Source organism: Streptomyces sp. NPDC052043, assembly GCF_044548235.1.
Lineage (GTDB): Bacteria > Actinomycetota > Actinomycetes > Streptomycetales > Streptomycetaceae > Streptomyces.
Window position 1 is genome coordinate 604,541 of record NZ_JBIUBT010000002.1, and the last position, 13,424, is coordinate 617,964.

14 protein-coding genes are annotated in these 13,424 nt (G+C 71.9%); 3 read left to right on the forward strand and 11 right to left on the reverse strand.

Annotation, left to right across the window (positions count from 1 at the left end):
* Positions 1 to 22 precede the first annotated feature (22 nt).
* Complete coding sequence (locus ACIHCX_RS07340) at positions 23 to 562, forward strand: manganese efflux pump MntP family protein (RefSeq protein WP_400027483.1); 540 nt, start codon at positions 23 to 25, stop codon at positions 560 to 562.
* Positions 563 to 567: 5 nt separating this feature from the next.
* Here ACIHCX_RS07340 and pqqE read toward each other — a convergent pair whose 3' ends face one another.
* The 10 genes from pqqE to ACIHCX_RS07390 all read right to left on the reverse strand — a co-directional run bounded on the left by pqqE (position 568) and on the right by ACIHCX_RS07390 (position 10,567).
* Positions 568 to 1,704 carry a pyrroloquinoline quinone biosynthesis protein PqqE gene (gene pqqE / locus ACIHCX_RS07345; RefSeq protein WP_400027485.1) on the reverse strand — a complete coding sequence of 379 codons (1,137 nt, stop codon included), beginning with the start codon at positions 1,702 to 1,704 and terminating at the stop codon, positions 568 to 570.
* Complete coding sequence (gene pqqD / locus ACIHCX_RS07350; RefSeq protein WP_400027488.1) at positions 1,697 to 2,026, reverse strand: pyrroloquinoline quinone biosynthesis peptide chaperone PqqD; 330 nt, start codon at positions 2,024 to 2,026, stop codon at positions 1,697 to 1,699. The genes pqqE and pqqD overlap by 8 nt, the downstream gene beginning before the upstream one ends.
* Positions 2,027 to 2,031: 5 nt before the next feature.
* The gene (gene pqqC / locus ACIHCX_RS07355) at positions 2,032 to 2,739 is read right to left on the reverse strand and encodes a pyrroloquinoline-quinone synthase PqqC (RefSeq protein ID WP_400027490.1); all 708 of its coding nucleotides are present in this window, start codon (positions 2,737 to 2,739) and stop codon (positions 2,032 to 2,034) included.
* Positions 2,740 to 2,743: 4 nt separating this feature from the next.
* Positions 2,744 to 3,631 carry a pyrroloquinoline quinone biosynthesis protein PqqB gene (pqqB, locus tag ACIHCX_RS07360; RefSeq protein WP_400027492.1) on the reverse strand — a complete coding sequence of 296 codons (888 nt, stop codon included), beginning with the start codon at positions 3,629 to 3,631 and terminating at the stop codon, positions 2,744 to 2,746.
* Positions 3,632 to 3,758: 127 nt separating this feature from the next.
* Positions 3,759 to 3,881 (reverse strand): pyrroloquinoline quinone precursor peptide PqqA, encoded by a 123-nt coding sequence (gene pqqA / locus ACIHCX_RS07365; RefSeq protein WP_400027493.1) that lies wholly within the window; start codon positions 3,879 to 3,881, stop codon positions 3,759 to 3,761.
* A 56-nt stretch (positions 3,882 to 3,937) separates the two neighbouring features.
* Positions 3,938 to 5,638, reverse strand: a complete 1,701-nt coding sequence (locus tag ACIHCX_RS07370; protein WP_400027494.1) for a PQQ-dependent dehydrogenase, methanol/ethanol family — start codon at positions 5,636 to 5,638, stop codon at positions 3,938 to 3,940.
* Positions 5,639 to 5,658: 20 nt separating this feature from the next.
* Entirely contained in the window at positions 5,659 to 6,168 is a 510-nt protein-coding gene (locus ACIHCX_RS07375) for an MSMEG_3727 family PQQ-associated protein (RefSeq protein ID WP_400027495.1), read from the reverse strand.
* 136 nt (positions 6,169 to 6,304) lie between these two features.
* Positions 6,305 to 8,488, reverse strand: coding sequence for a catalase/peroxidase HPI (gene katG / locus ACIHCX_RS07380; RefSeq protein ID WP_400027497.1), 2,184 nt, complete (start codon positions 8,486 to 8,488; stop codon positions 6,305 to 6,307).
* Positions 8,489 to 8,526: 38 nt separating this feature from the next.
* Entirely contained in the window at positions 8,527 to 9,921 is a 1,395-nt protein-coding gene (locus tag ACIHCX_RS07385; protein WP_400027498.1) for a LytTR family transcriptional regulator DNA-binding domain-containing protein, read from the reverse strand.
* Between the two features lie 64 nt (positions 9,922 to 9,985).
* Positions 9,986 to 10,567, reverse strand: coding sequence for a DUF488 family protein (locus tag ACIHCX_RS07390; protein WP_400027500.1), 582 nt, complete (start codon positions 10,565 to 10,567; stop codon positions 9,986 to 9,988).
* 139 nt (positions 10,568 to 10,706) lie between these two features.
* Between ACIHCX_RS07390 and ACIHCX_RS07395 the strand changes: the two genes are divergently transcribed.
* Positions 10,707 to 12,272, forward strand: coding sequence for an AlkA N-terminal domain-containing protein (locus ACIHCX_RS07395; RefSeq protein WP_400027502.1), 1,566 nt, complete (start codon positions 10,707 to 10,709; stop codon positions 12,270 to 12,272).
* A 12-nt stretch (positions 12,273 to 12,284) separates the two neighbouring features.
* A complete protein-coding gene (locus tag ACIHCX_RS07400; RefSeq protein WP_400027504.1) occupies positions 12,285 to 12,767 on the forward strand; it encodes a methylated-DNA--[protein]-cysteine S-methyltransferase in 483 nt (160 codons plus the stop codon).
* A gap of 83 nt (positions 12,768 to 12,850) precedes the next feature.
* Here ACIHCX_RS07400 and ACIHCX_RS07405 read toward each other — a convergent pair whose 3' ends face one another.
* Positions 12,851 to 13,417: a nucleoside deaminase gene (locus tag ACIHCX_RS07405; RefSeq protein WP_400027506.1), complete on the reverse strand. Its 567-nt coding sequence runs from the start codon at positions 13,415 to 13,417 to the stop codon at positions 12,851 to 12,853.
* Positions 13,418 to 13,424: the final 7 nt, after the last annotated feature.

Consider the following 13,424-nt stretch of genomic DNA (forward strand, 5'->3'; position numbering starts at 1 on the left):
CCCCGTACGGGGTGACGTCGCCGTGATCTGGGAAATGCTGGGCCTGGGCTTCGTCCTCAGCCTGGACAACTTCCGGGTGGCGACAGCGCTCGGCACCGTCCCCTTCGGACTGAAGCGCGCGGTGCAGGTCGCGCTCACCTTCGGGCTGTGGGACGCCGTCATGCCCCTGGTGGGGCTGCTGATCGGACGCGAGGTCGGGGAGGCCGTCGGGGGTGTCGCCGACCTGGTGGGCGCCGCCGCGCTCGGCGGGTACGGTCTTTACCTCGTCGTCTCGGCTCTCCGCAAGCCCGAGCCGGAGGGATTGGACCAGCCGCTGGCGCTGTTCGGCATCCCGTTGACGCTGAGCCTGGACAACCTGGTCGCCGGGGCGAGCCTGGGCATCCTCGGGCTCTCGCCGTGGATCTCGGCCCCCGTCTTCGGCCTCGTCACGGCGGTGATGTCGCTGATCGGGCTGCGACTCGGGCGGGCCGCGGCACGCCTCGTCCGGATCCGCGCGGACCTGGTGAGCGGGGTCAGCCTGATCATCGCCGCCGCGGTGCTGCCGCTGGTGTTCGGCGGCTGATCCGCTCACCCGTTCCCGGGAGCGGACCGGCCCGCTCCACCCGGACGGCCGACCGGCCGGCGAGCCCGGTGCGAGCGGGGGACCGGCGCGAGAGCCGCGGCCCGCGATCCGGCGTTGGCGGCCTCGACCGCTTGGGCGACCAGGTCGTGGTCGGGCGACAGATGGCAGACGGGGTCGGTGCGGGCGGCGTCGCCCGTGAGCAGGAACGCCTGGCAGCGGCACCCGCCGAAGTCCACCTCCCGCCGGGGGCAGCTCCGGCAGGGTTCCGGCATCCAGTCGGTCCCCCGGAACGCGGTCATCACCGGGGACTCGGCCCAGATCCGCTCCAGCGAGTCCTCCCGGACGCCGGCCCGCGGCAACGGCAGCGACTGCGCGGCCGGACACGGCAGGACGTCACCGTTCGGCGTCACGGTCAGCTGCCGGGAGGCCCAGCCGCTCATGCACGGCTTCGGGTAGTGGCTGTAGTAGTCGGGGAGGACGTAGATGACGTCCATGCGGTCCCGCAGCCGCTCGCGGGCGGCCCGCACGACGGCCTCCGCCGCCTCGAGCTGGGCCCGGCTCGGCAGCAGCGCGGCACGGTTGCGCCAGGCCCAGCCGTAGTACTGGGTGTTGGCCAGCTCCAGCCGGTCCGCGCCCGCCTCCTCGGCCAGAGCGAGCACCTCGGCGACGCGGTCGATGTTGTACCGGTGCAGCACCACGTTCATCGTGAGCGGCCAGCCCAGCTCCTTGACCAGGCCCATCGCCTCGATCTTGCGCCGGAAGGACGGGAGCCCCGCGATCCGGTCGGACACGGCCGGCTCGTCGGCCTGGATGCTGATCTGCACATGGTCGAGGCCGGCGGCCCGCAGCCGCTCGGCCCTCGGACGGGAGAACCCGACGGCGCTGGTGATGAGGTTGGTGTAGAGGCCCAGGTCGTGGGCGTCCGCCACGATCTCCACCAGGTCGCGCCGCAGCAGCGGTTCCCCGCCGGACAGATGGCACTGCAGCACCCCCAGCTCGACGGCCTCGGCCAGCACCCGCCGCCACTCGTCGGTCGCCAGCTCGTCCCCGTAGTCGCCCAGGTTCAGCGGGTTGGAGCAGTACGGGCAGGCCAGCGGGCAGCGGTAGGTGAGCTCGGCGAGCAGCCCGAACGGACTATCCATCGGCCAGCTCCACCCAGCGCCGGGCCACGAGCCGGGACAGGAACCGCCGCACCTCGTCGTCGGGAACGCTCCGGTAGCGCGCGCCCAGCTCGGCCACGATCTCGGCCACCGTGCGCCGTCCGTCGCACAGCCCGAGGATGTCCGCGCCGCTGCCGTTCAGCACCACCACCGTCTCGGGGTGCAGCAGGACCTGACGCTGCCTGGCCCGGGAGTAGGCCAGCCGGACATGGCGCGCCAGGCGGGGCCGGTCCGCGCCGGACACCTCGACGCCGGGGCGGGTCCTGGGCGGGGTCCGGGTCGTTCCGGGACGGGGCGGGTCCATGGTGGTCACTCCGGGTAGGCCTGGGCGATGGCGTCCATCAGGCTCCACAGGACGTCGCACTTGAACGACAGCGCGTCGACGGCGCGCGCCCGGGACTCGGCGGAGAGGCAGTGCGTCGTGACCACCTCGAGGGCGTGTTCGCAGTCGCGCGGCGCCTGCTCCAGGCGGGCCCGGAAGTAGGCGAGGCCTTCGGGGTCGATCCACGGGTACCACCGCTCGAACGCGGCCAGCCGCGCCGCCATCAGGTCGGGCGCGAACAGTTCGGTGAGCGAGGACGCCACCGCCTCCACCCACGGGCGGGTCCGGGCGAAGGTCACGTAGGCGTCGACGGCGAACCGCACCCCGGGCACCAGATGCCGGTGGTCGCGGACCTCCTCGACGGTCAGTCCGACGGCCTCGCCGAGGCGCAGCCACGCCTCGATGCCGCCCTCGCCGGCGGACGTGCCGTCGTGGTCGGTGATCCGGCGGATCCAGCGGCGGCGGACCTCCAGTTCCGGGCAGTTGGACAGGATCGCGGCGTCCTTGCGGGGGATGTTCTCCTGGTAGTAGAAGCGGTTGGCCACCCAGCCCCTGACCTGCCCGCGGCTCAGCCGTCCGGCGTTCATCCGGACGTGGAACGGGTGCTGGTCGTGGTAGCGCCGCGCGTGGGCCCGCAACGCCTCGACGAAGTCGTCGGCGCCGGTTCGCGCGGTTGTCGTCGTCGTTGTCGTCACGGCTCTACACCTGGACTTCCAGGCCGTCCACGGCCACTTCCATGCCGCTCTCCTCCACGGTACGCCGCTCGGGCGTGTCCTCCAGAAGGACCGGATTGGTGTTGTTGACGTGCACGAAGACCGTCCGCCCCACGCCCAGCGACGGGAGCTGCGCCAGGCTGCCGCCCGGGCCGTCGATGGGCAGGTGGCCCATCTCCCGGGACGTCTTGGCGGCCAGGCCGAGCCGTACGAGTTCGTCGTCGCGCCAGCAGGTCCCGTCGATCAGCAGGCATGCGCAGCGCTCGATCTCCCCGCGCAGTTGTGGCGTGAGCGACTGCACCCCCGGCAGGTACACCAGCGTCCCCCCGCTGCGTTCGTCGGTCAGCCGGTAGCCCACGACGCGGCCTTGGTCCACCCCCGCTCCGAACCGGTCGCGCTTGCTGGTGGGCACGTCGAACGCACGGCACGACAGCCCGTCCGCCAGGGCCAGGCCGGCGCCGGGGGTCACCGCCCGCCACTCGACCGGGCAGTAGCGTTCGAGCGTGCGCAGAATCCCCGAGCCGGCGCCCAGGGTCTCGCGCACCGCCGGTGTGGCGTACAGCCGCAGGGCGCGGGCCTCGCGCAGCAGGAGCAGGCCCAGCGTGTGGTCCAGCTCGGCGTCGGTGAGCAGCACCGCCTCCAGCGGCGTCGTCCGGTCCTCGTGCGGGTGCAGGCCGGGGAAGGCCTCGAACTGGGTACGGACGTCGGGTGAGGCGTTGATGAGGAACCACCGGCGGCCGTCGGCGCTGACCGCCACCGACGACTGGGTGCGCGCGGGACCGGCCCCGGAGCGGACCGCGGCGCACACCGGGCAGCCGCAGTTCCACTGGGGGGAGCCGCCCCCCGCCGCCGAGCCCAGCACGCGCAGCAACACGCAGGCACTCCGTTCGTCGCAGGTCCGGGCCCGTGGCCGCACGGCCGTCCGTGGCCCGTCCGTGGCCGTCCCGAGCCGCCGGAGGGCGCCGGAGCAGGTCCGGTGCCCTCCCACGTCCGCTGGTCCGCTACTCCTCCAGCCGGGCGACGTACATGGTCACCTCGGCCGCGACCGCGATCTCCTCGAACTCGGGTGTCTCCCACACTTCGAGCGCTTCCAGCACTTCGAGCGCTTCGAGCTGAGACTCCATGGATCCACCTCCTCTCTGCCCGGACGGGACAGGCTCCGGTCACGCCGCTACGACGTCTACGACGCCTCCGGGAGGGCGAAGACCATCAGGGCGCTTCCGTGCCCCGCGCCGAGCATGCCGGGCAGGAACCCCTCGGCCCATCCGCCCCAGCCGACCGGCACGGCGATGTACTGCCTGCCGTCGACCATGTAGGTGGTCGGGCTGCTGTGGTGGCCGCTCCCGCACTGGAACTGCCACAGCAGCTCCCCGGTGCGGGCGTCGAGCGCGTTGAACTCCCCGGAGGCCTCACCGGCGAACACCAGGTCACCGCCGGTGGCCAGCACCGAGGCGCACATCGGGAGCTCGTTGCGCCAGCGCCACTTCTCCTCGCCGTTCGCGTCGAACGCGCTGATGGACCCCGCCATGTCCTCGATGTCCACCTGAACGCCCGCGCCCCAGTACGGAATGCTCTCCTTGAACTCCCGGCGCCGCCGGGTGGCCGTGGCCCCGGTGTCCTGGACCGGCACGTAGAAGAGCCCGGTCTTCGGGCTGTAGGCCGCGTGGGTCCATTCCTTGGCACCGGCCGGACCCGGGTAGAAGTGGACCGGTACTCCCTCCTTGTCCGGGTAGGCCTTGGCCGTCACCTGGCCGTCCCTTGTGATCGCCCCCCAGGTGATGCGGTCCACGAAGGGGGTGATCCGGACCCGCTCGCCGCTCGTGCGGTCGAGGACGAAGAAGTAGCCGTTCTTGTCGAAGTGCCCGAGCAGTTTGCGCCCGTCCTGCTCGAACAGGATGCACTCGGCGATGCTGTCGTAGTCCCACACGTCGTGCGGGGTGCACTGGTAGTGCCAGCGGATCTGACCGCTGTCCACGTCGACGGCGATGACGCTGTCCGTGAAGAGGTTGTCGCCCTCCCGGACGGCTCCGTCGAAGTCGGGTGCCGGATTGCCGGTGCCGACGTACAGCAGGTTCGTCTCCGGGTCGAAGGTGCCGGTGACCCAGCAGTTCGCCCCGCCCCGTGCCCAGGCCTCGCCGTCGGAGGGCCAGGTATCCGAGCCGGGTTCCCCGGGCTTCGGCACGGTGTAGCAGCGCCACTGGTGCTCGCCGGTCTCCAGGTCGAACGCGTCGAGGTGGCCCCGCACACCGAACTCGCCGCCGGAACTCCCGACGATGACCAGGTTCTTCACGACCAGCGGGGCGAGCGTGGCGCTCTCGCCGGCCCGGACGTCACCGTAGGTCCGGTCCCAGACCCGCTTGCCGGTGGTGGCGTCGAGCGCCAGCACACGGGCGTTCGCCGTGACGAAGAAGACCTTCCCCTGCGCGACCGCTACCCCGCGGTTGACGTTCCCGCAGCACAGGGACACGTCGAAGGGGACCGCGTGCTTGTACCGCCAGATCTCCACACCCGTCTTCGCGTCGAGGGCCCAGACCCAGCCGTCCCAGCCGGAGACGAACATGACCCCGTCCACGACGATCGGGGCGGCCTCGAACGAGTAGGTCGACGCGCCCGCGATCAGACCGGTCGTGCCGGCCTGGAAGACCCACGAGGGGACCATCCGCTTGACGTTCTCCGTGTTGATCTGGTCCAGCGGGCTGTACCGCTGTCCGTCGTAGGCGCCGTAGTAGGTGAGCCAGTTCTGGGGTTCCTCGCGGGCACGGAGCAGACGCTCGTAGTCGATGCCGGCCACCACGGGCGGCGCGATGTCCCCGCCCGCCGTCTTGCCGCTGAGGCTTCCCTGGTCGACGGCCCAACCCGCGTCCACGTAATCGACGGTCATGCCGCCCCACCTCCTTCTTCCTACGGCCGCGGCTGCTCGGGACGGTCGAGGCGGGCCTCCGGTGGAGCGTCCCCCATGACGACGATGGCCCCGGTCAGCCCCCTGCCCTCGTCGTTGCCCGTGGGCGAGCCGAACCAGTAGTAGCCCGGTCCGTCGAGGTTGAGACTCGCCCGCCCCCGCGAATGGTTGACCAGCCAGATGAACTTCCGGTCGCCGTTGCTCGGCAGGAGCGCACAGTGGGTGTTCTGGTCGTCGTTGACGAGCTCGAGCTCGATATCGCCTCCGTGCGGCATGACGAGAATAGAGGGATCCCAGGCCAGCTCATCCGGGTTGATGCGAATGGTGGCCTGCATGCGGCCGTCCGACCTCTCGGTGGCCTGCCCAATGGTTCCGGTTCCCAGCACCTGACCCAGCGCTGCCTTGTTCTGTGCGGCCAACCCGATCTTGTTCAGCAGGTCGGATCGTTCCTGCGCGGTCGTCATCGGGGCTTCACTCCCCTCACCCGACTCCGAATTGACCTCGGAATTCACGCCGAAAAGGGTAAAGAATTCGTCAGTAACGAGCACGCTACGCCGGAGGAATCGCACCGGGTGGCTCCTGCCGTTCGTCCGCGACCGGCTACCGCTCGCCCCCGATGTGCCGCCGCTGGGAGGCACGGCGCAGGGGTCACCCGAGGTCGTACCGATCGAGATTCATGACCTTGTCCCACGCGGCGACGAAGTCGCCTACGAACTTCTCCCGTGCGTCGTCGCTCGCGTAGAACTCCGCGAGGGCACGCAGTTCGGAGTGCGCGCCGAAGACGAGATCGACGCGGCCGGCGGTCCACCTGACCTCTCCGGTGGCGCGGTCGCGGCCCTCGAAGGTCTCCGCGGCCGCGGACGCCGGCTGCCATTCCGTGCCCATGTCGAGCAGATTCACGAAGAAGTCACTGGTCAGCGATCCGGGCGTCGAGGTGAGGACGCCCAGCGGCGACTGCCGATGGTTGGCGCCCAGCACCCGCAGGCCGCCCACGAGGACCGTCATCTCGGGCGCGCTCAGGTCGAGCAGGGCCGCGCGGTCGACCAGCAGGTGCTCCGACGGCAGTCGGCTCCCCTTGCTGCGGTAGTTGCGGAACCCGTCCGCGGTCGGCTCCAGCGCGGCGAAGGACTCCGTGTCGGTCCACTCCTGCGTGGCGTCCGTGCGTCCCGGAGCGAAGGGGACCCGGACGTCGTGGCCGGCGGTCCTGGCGGCCTGCTCGACGGCCGCGGCGCCGCCGAGCACGATGAGGTCGGCCAGCGAGATCCTCCTGTCCCCGGCCTGGGAGCCGTTGAAGGACTCCTGGATCCCCTCCAGGGTGCGCAGCACCCGGGCCAGCGTGTCGGGTTCGTTGACCTCCCAGCTCCGCTGCGGCTCCAGGCGGATGCGTGCGCCGTTCGCCCCGCCCCGCTTGTCGCTGATGCGGAACGTCGAGGCCGACGCCCACGCCGTCGACACGAGCTGGGAGACCGAAAGCCCGGAGACGAGGACGCGGCGCTTGAGCGCGGCGATGTCCGCGGCGTCGACGAGCTCGTGGTCCACCGCGGGGACCGGGTCCTGCCAGCGCAGTGTCTCCCGGGGGACCAGCGGCCCCAGGTAGCGCCGGACCGGGCCCATGTCGAGGTGCGTCAGCTTGAACCAGGCCCGGGCGAACGCGTCCGCGAGCCGGTCCGGGTGCTCCAGGAAACGCCGCGCGATCGGCTCGTACACCGGGTCCGAGCGCAGCGCGAGGTCCGTCGTCAGGATCGTCGGCGCGTGGGTCCTCGACGGGTCGTGCGCGGCCGGCACGGTGCCGGCCCCGCCGCCGTCCCTCGGGATCCACTGCCACAGACCGCCGGGGCTCAGCTCCAGCTCCCACTCGTAGCGGAACAGGGTCTCGAGGAAGCCGTTGTCCCACCTCGTCGGGGTGGGCGTCCACGTACCCTCGAGCCCGCTGGAGATGGCGTCCGCGCCCTTGCCGGTGCGGTAGCCGCTCCTCCAGCCCAGGCCCTGCTCCTCCAGGGGGGCGCCCTCGGGTTCGGGGCCGAGGTGGGCGTCCGGGTCGGCCGCGCCATGGGTCTTGCCGAACGTGTGGCCGCCCGCGATCAGCGCGACGGTCTCCTCGTCGTTCATCCCCATGCGGCGGAACGTCTCGCGGATGTCCCGGGCGGAGGTGAGCGGGTCCGGGACGGTGTTCGGTCCCTCCGGGTTGACGTAGATGAGGCCCATCTGGTCGGCGGCCAGCGGGTTCTCCAACTGCCGGACGCCGCCGTGGCGTTCGTCGCCGAGCCAGGCGTGTTCGGGGCCCCAGCGGCTGTCGTCGGGCTCCCAGACGTCCGTCCGGCCGCCGGCGAAGCCGAAGGTCGTGAACCCCATCGTCTCCAGGGCGCGGTTGCCCGCGAAGACCATCAGGTCGGCCCAGGAGATCCTGCGCCCGTACTTCTTCTTCACCGGCCAGAGCAGCCGGCGCGCCTTGTCGAGGTTGCGGTTGTCCGGCCAGCTGTTCAGCGGCGCGAAACGCTGCATGCCGGCGCCCGCGCCACCGCGGCCGTCGGCGACCCGGTACGTCCCGGCGCAATGCCACACCATGCGGATCACGAGGGGCCCGTAGTGTCCGAAGTCGGCCGGCCACCACTCCTGCGACGTCGTCAGCACCTCGTCGACGTCCCGTGCCAGGGCGTCGAGGTCGAGCGACCGGAACTCCGCGGCGTAGTCGAAGTCCCCGCCCATGGGGTCGCCCGTGGCGGGGTGTTTCCGCAGGACCGCCAGGTCGAGCCGGTCCGGCCACCAGTCGCGGTTGCCCGTGCCCCAGGGGTTCGTCCCGCCGGGGGCGGCGTCCGGAGGACTGCCAGTCACGGGAACCTCCTTTCGGAACAGAGGCCGTGCCGGGGGACTCAGATGTCCAGCGCGCGCCGCAGGGCCGGCGCGTTCCGCCGGGAGACCGGCACCATGTCGTGGGCTCCGTCGTCCATGACCAGGGACAGCTCGCCCTTGAGCCCGCGCTCGACCTCCCGGATGCGGCCGAGGTTGACCACATAGCGGCGGTGCACCCGCAGGAAGCCGGCGTCCGCCAGTTCGCCCTCGAGCTTGTCCAGGCTCACCGAGGCGGCCCGCAACCGCCCCTGATCGGTGGAGAGCCACACGTCGTTCCCCCGCGACTCGGCGAAGGAGACCTCCGGCAGCCGCAGCAGCACCAGCCGGTTGTCGCGCGTCGCGATCAGCCGGCGCGGCCGCGTCCGAGGCGGCGCGGACGTCTCCGCCCGGGGCAGCCGCGCCCCCTCGGAGTCACCGAACGCGACCAGGTGCCCGATCAGACGCCCGGACGAGAAGACGGGCCGGATACTGATCGACGTCGGCTCGTCGGCGAGGTGGGCGAAGATCTGCGTCGAGCCGACCCAGTCGGGCTGGTGGGCCGCCTGCGCGGTGGCGTACCGGGCGGCCGCGATCAGCTCCGGCAGCCCGGGGTTCCAGCGCAGTGTGGGATCGACCGCCGGGGTGTGGGCGGGGACGCCCAGGAGCACGCTCGCCATGTCGTCGGCGATCACCACCTTGCCCGCGGTGTCCACCGCGGCCAGCGCCGCACCGGAACGTGCCCTGGCCTGGGCGCAGGCCGCGACCAGCTCGGCGCCGCTGTCCCGGGCGCGCCTCCTCAGCGGGTACTGGGTCATGGTGACCGCGTTCGCCAGCCAGCCGCTCGCGGACGCGGGAAGCGGGCTGCGCCAGCAGCAGATGCCCAGGACCGCGATCGGTTCCTTGGTCACCACGTCGCGCACCGCGATGCCCGCGCAGACCCAGTCGTGGAACGCCTGGCACCAGTGCTCCGCGCCCCTGATCGGTACCGGGCCGTGCGCCTCCAGCGCCGTGCCCATGCCGTTCGTGCCGGCCGCGCACTCGGACCAGCAGAACCAGGGCGCCAGATGGGACTCGCCGGCTCTGGCGAGCGTGGCCTGGTCACCCCACTCGGACAGGATCCGGCCCGTGGCGTCGGTGACGGTGACGACGCCGCCGAGGCTGCCCACCTCGTGCGCCACGGAGGCGGCACGGAATCCCAGCTCGGCGAACACGACGTCGTACTCGGGGGTGCGGTCGGGCTCCGCGACGGCCAGCGGGGCCTTGGTGAGGTGCGGATCGACCCGGTACTGCTCCCGGCAGCGATGCCAGGAGATCGCCACCAGGGGCCGGACATCCGGGACGTGATCCTCGCCCTGCACGAACCGCTCCCACGCCGCGAGCACGGTGCCGCTGCCCAGGTTCGCCGGGACGGGCTCGAGTCGATGTACATCACTCATGGTTCAGAACCGTCCTTGGTCCCTCCCCTCCCCACCCCACCACCACAGAACCGCACTCCCCACCCTAGGTACCGTTGCCGGGCCGCGCACGTCCCTCCTCGGGCCGGTCCGACGACTGCCGACCGTCGTAGACGAGCAGTCCGTCCTCGCGCAGCCGCACTCCCTCGCTGAGCCGATGGGGGACGAGCCGCCCGTCGTGCATCAGATGGACGACGGGCCGTCCGCGGGCGAGCACCACGAAGTCGGCGATGACCCGGCGGTGGCAGCGCCACCACACCGTCTCCGCGCACATGACGGCCGTCCGCCGGTGCGCGGCCTCGTCGAGGAGTTCGGTGACCGCGTCGAGGAACTCGCCCGTGCGGGTGTGGGCGGCGTAACCGCGGAAGGCGTCGTTGCGCCAGACCGTGTCGGGCGAGTCCGCGGGCACCTTGCGGAATCCGCCCAGGCGCCCCTCCCAGCGGTAGTCGATCCCGGCCTCGGGCAGCCACCGCAGCAGTCTCTCCCGGCCCACGTCCGGGTTGTGGCGGCTTCCGGGCGCGGTCCTGACGTCGACCACGGAGGCGATCCGTGCCGCGCGGATCAGGTCCGTGAGGTGTTCGCGGTCCGCCGTACCGTGTCCGAAGGTGAGGAGCGGCTGCTGCTTCATACGTCCAGGATCGTCCTTCCAGGATCGTCGAAGGCCCCGTCCTGTCCGAGGGCGATGCGATCGTCGCGGTCCCAGGACACGCGAGGGCGATGTCGGATTACCGCCAGCGATGGTCTGCCCGGTGCCGGATGCTGGACGCATGCAGAAAGGGATGCACACTCATCGCGAGCGCTGTGTGCGCGCCGTCCAGTCCAAGGACGCGCGGTTCGACGGCTGGTTCTTCACCGCCGTCCTGACCACGCGCATCTACTGCCGGCCCAGCTGCCCGGTGGTGCCGCCCAAGCCGGAGAACATGACCTTCTACCCGAGCGCGGCCGCCTGCCAGCAGGCCGGCTTCCGGGCCTGCAAGCGCTGCCGCCCCGACACCAGCCCCGGCTCACCGGAGTGGAACCAGCGCGCCGACGCCGTCGCCCGCGCCATGCGGCTGATCGCCGACGGAGTCGTCGACCGCGAGGGCGTGCCCGGACTGGCCGCCCGCCTCGGCTACAGCACCCGCCAGATCGAACGCCAGCTCCGCGCCGAACTGGGCGCCGGACCGCTCGCGCTCGCCCGCGCGCAGCGCGCCCAGACCGCCCGGCTGCTGATCGAGACCACCGCCCTGCCCATGGCGGAGATCGCCTTCGCCGCCGGCTTCTCCTCGATCCGCACCTTCAACGACACCGTGCGCGAGGTGTTCGCCCTGTCACCCAGCGGCCTGCGCAACCGTGCCCCCGGGCGCCGCGGCGCCACCAAACCTGGCACACTCAGGGCGGTCCCGGGCACCCTCGGCGTTCCCGGCACCCCCGCCGTCCCTGGCACTGCCGGCGTCCCGGGCACTCCCGGTGCCCTGTCCCTGCGCCTGCCGTTTCGTGCTCCGCTCAACCCGGACAACCTCTTCGGCCACCTCGCCGCCACCGCCGTACCCGGTGTCGAGGAGTGGCGCGACGGCGCCTACCGCAGGACCCTGCGCCTGCCCTACGGCCACGGGATCGTCGCGCTGACCCCGAAGCCGGACCACATCGCCTGCCGCCTCACCCTCGGCGACCTGCGGGACCTGCCGGTCGCCATCAGCCGCTGCCGGCGCATGCTCGACCTGGACGCCGATCCGGTCGCCATCGACGACCAGCTGCGCACCGACCCGTTCCTCGCGCCCCTGGTCGACAAGGCCCCCGGCCGGCGCGTACCGCGCACCGTGGACGAGGGCGAGTTCGCGCTGCGGGCCGTGCTCGGCCAACAGGTCTCCACGGCCGCCGCCCGCACCCACGCCGGCCGTCTGGCCGCCGCGCACGGCGAGCCCGTCGACGACCCCGAAGGCGGCCTCACCCACCTCTTCCCCGCGCCCGGCGCGCTGGCCGCCCTCGACCCCGAGTCGCTGGCGATGCCCCGCACCCGGCGTACGACCCTGCTCACCCTGGCCGGTCAACTCGCCGACGGAACACTGCACCTGGGCGTGGAGAGCGACTGGGAGGAGACACGCTCCCGCCTCCTGGCACTCCCCGGCTTCGGCCCCTGGACCGCCGACGTCATCGCCATGCGTGCCCTCGGCGACCCCGACGCCTTCCTCCCCACCGACCTCGGCATCCGGCGCGCCGCACAGGAGCTCGGCCTGCCGTCCACCCCGGCCGCGCTCACCGCCCGCGCGGCGGCCTGGCGGCCCTGGCGGGCGTACGCCGTGCAGTACCTGTGGGCGACCGACAGCCACCCGATCAACTTCCTTCCCGTCTGAGGACGTTCCGCCATGAAGCAGCACACCGTGATCGACAGCCCCTACGACCTGCTCACCCTCGTCGCCGACGACGGCGTCCTGTGCGGCCTGTACATGACCGACCAGCGCCACCGCCCGCCCGAGGAGTCCTTCGGCGAGCGCGACGACCGCCCCTTCGGCGAGGCCGTCGACCAGCTGGAGGCCTACTTCACGGGCGAGCTGAAGGAGTTCACGCTCCCGCTGCGCCTGCACGGCACCCCGTTCCAGCGCGGCGTCTGGGACCAGCTGAGGAAGATCCCCTACGGCGAGACCCGCTCCTACGGCGCACTCGCCACCGCCCTCGGCAACCCGGGCGCCTCCCGCGCGGTCGGCCTCGCCAACGGCAAGAACCCGATCGGCATCATCGTCCCCTGCCACCGCGTGATCGGCACGGGCGGCAGCCTCACCGGCTACGGCGGCGGCCTGCCCAGAAAGCGGCGCCTGCTGGACTTCGAACGGGGGACGGCCCTCTTCTAGCCGCTGTGCGAGCCGTTCTGGCCGCCGCGCGAGCCGGCGCGCAGCCCGGTGCCGTGGCCGACGCCTGCCGGGCTGAGTGGCCGTCAGTACGGATGGTGGTTCGGCTTGTCCCGCCATGTCTGGTAGGCCTGGGCGCCCAGCTCGGGGTACATCTGCTGGAGACTGATGCTCCGCTGGTCCGGAGGCCGCTGGAAGTCCTCGTACTGGAAGTCGTCGCTGAACCCGATGTCCTGGGTGGCCTTCCAGTCACAGCTGTAGTAGACGGCTTCGATGCGCGCCCAGTAGATGGCGCTCATGCACATGGGGCAGGGCGCGCCGCTGGTGTAGATCGAGCATCCCTGGAGCATGCGGGCACGCTCCGGCAAGATGTCCGGAGACCCGTCGGGACGGGGCACCAACTCCAGCGTGTACTCGTTCTGGTGGTCTTCCGAGACCGTGGGAGCATCCGGGTTCAGGTACTGAATGGCCTTGCGTATGGCTTCTACCTCGCCATGCGCGGTTGGGTCCGCCGTGAGCAGCACACGGTTCTGGCCGCGAGCGATCACCTCGTCATCATGGGTGATCACCGCGCCGAAAGGGCCTCCCCAGCCGTTCTCGACCGATTCGGTGGCCAACTGCGCCGCTTCGGCCAGGTACTCCCTGTGTCCCATCTCGGCG

Coding starts and splice junctions, on each gene's coding strand:
- ACIHCX_RS07390 (WP_400027500.1), bottom strand. CDS start 10,567: ATGAAGCAGCAGCCGCTCCTCACCTTCGGACACGGTACGGCGGACCGC.
- pqqE (WP_400027485.1), bottom strand. CDS start 1,704: ATGGATAGTCCGTTCGGGCTGCTCGCCGAGCTCACCTACCGCTGCCCG.
- pqqA (WP_400027493.1), bottom strand. CDS start 3,881: ATGGAGTCTCAGCTCGAAGCGCTCGAAGTGCTGGAAGCGCTCGAAGTG.
- ACIHCX_RS07395 (WP_400027502.1), top strand. CDS start 10,707: ATGCAGAAAGGGATGCACACTCATCGCGAGCGCTGTGTGCGCGCCGTC.
- ACIHCX_RS07405 (WP_400027506.1), bottom strand. CDS start 13,417: ATGGGACACAGGGAGTACCTGGCCGAAGCGGCGCAGTTGGCCACCGAA.
- ACIHCX_RS07400 (WP_400027504.1), top strand. CDS start 12,285: ATGAAGCAGCACACCGTGATCGACAGCCCCTACGACCTGCTCACCCTC.
- ACIHCX_RS07385 (WP_400027498.1), bottom strand. CDS start 9,921: ATGAGTGATGTACATCGACTCGAGCCCGTCCCGGCGAACCTGGGCAGC.
- pqqD (WP_400027488.1), bottom strand. CDS start 2,026: ATGGACCCGCCCCGTCCCGGAACGACCCGGACCCCGCCCAGGACCCGC.
- ACIHCX_RS07370 (WP_400027494.1), bottom strand. CDS start 5,638: ATGACCGTCGATTACGTGGACGCGGGTTGGGCCGTCGACCAGGGAAGC.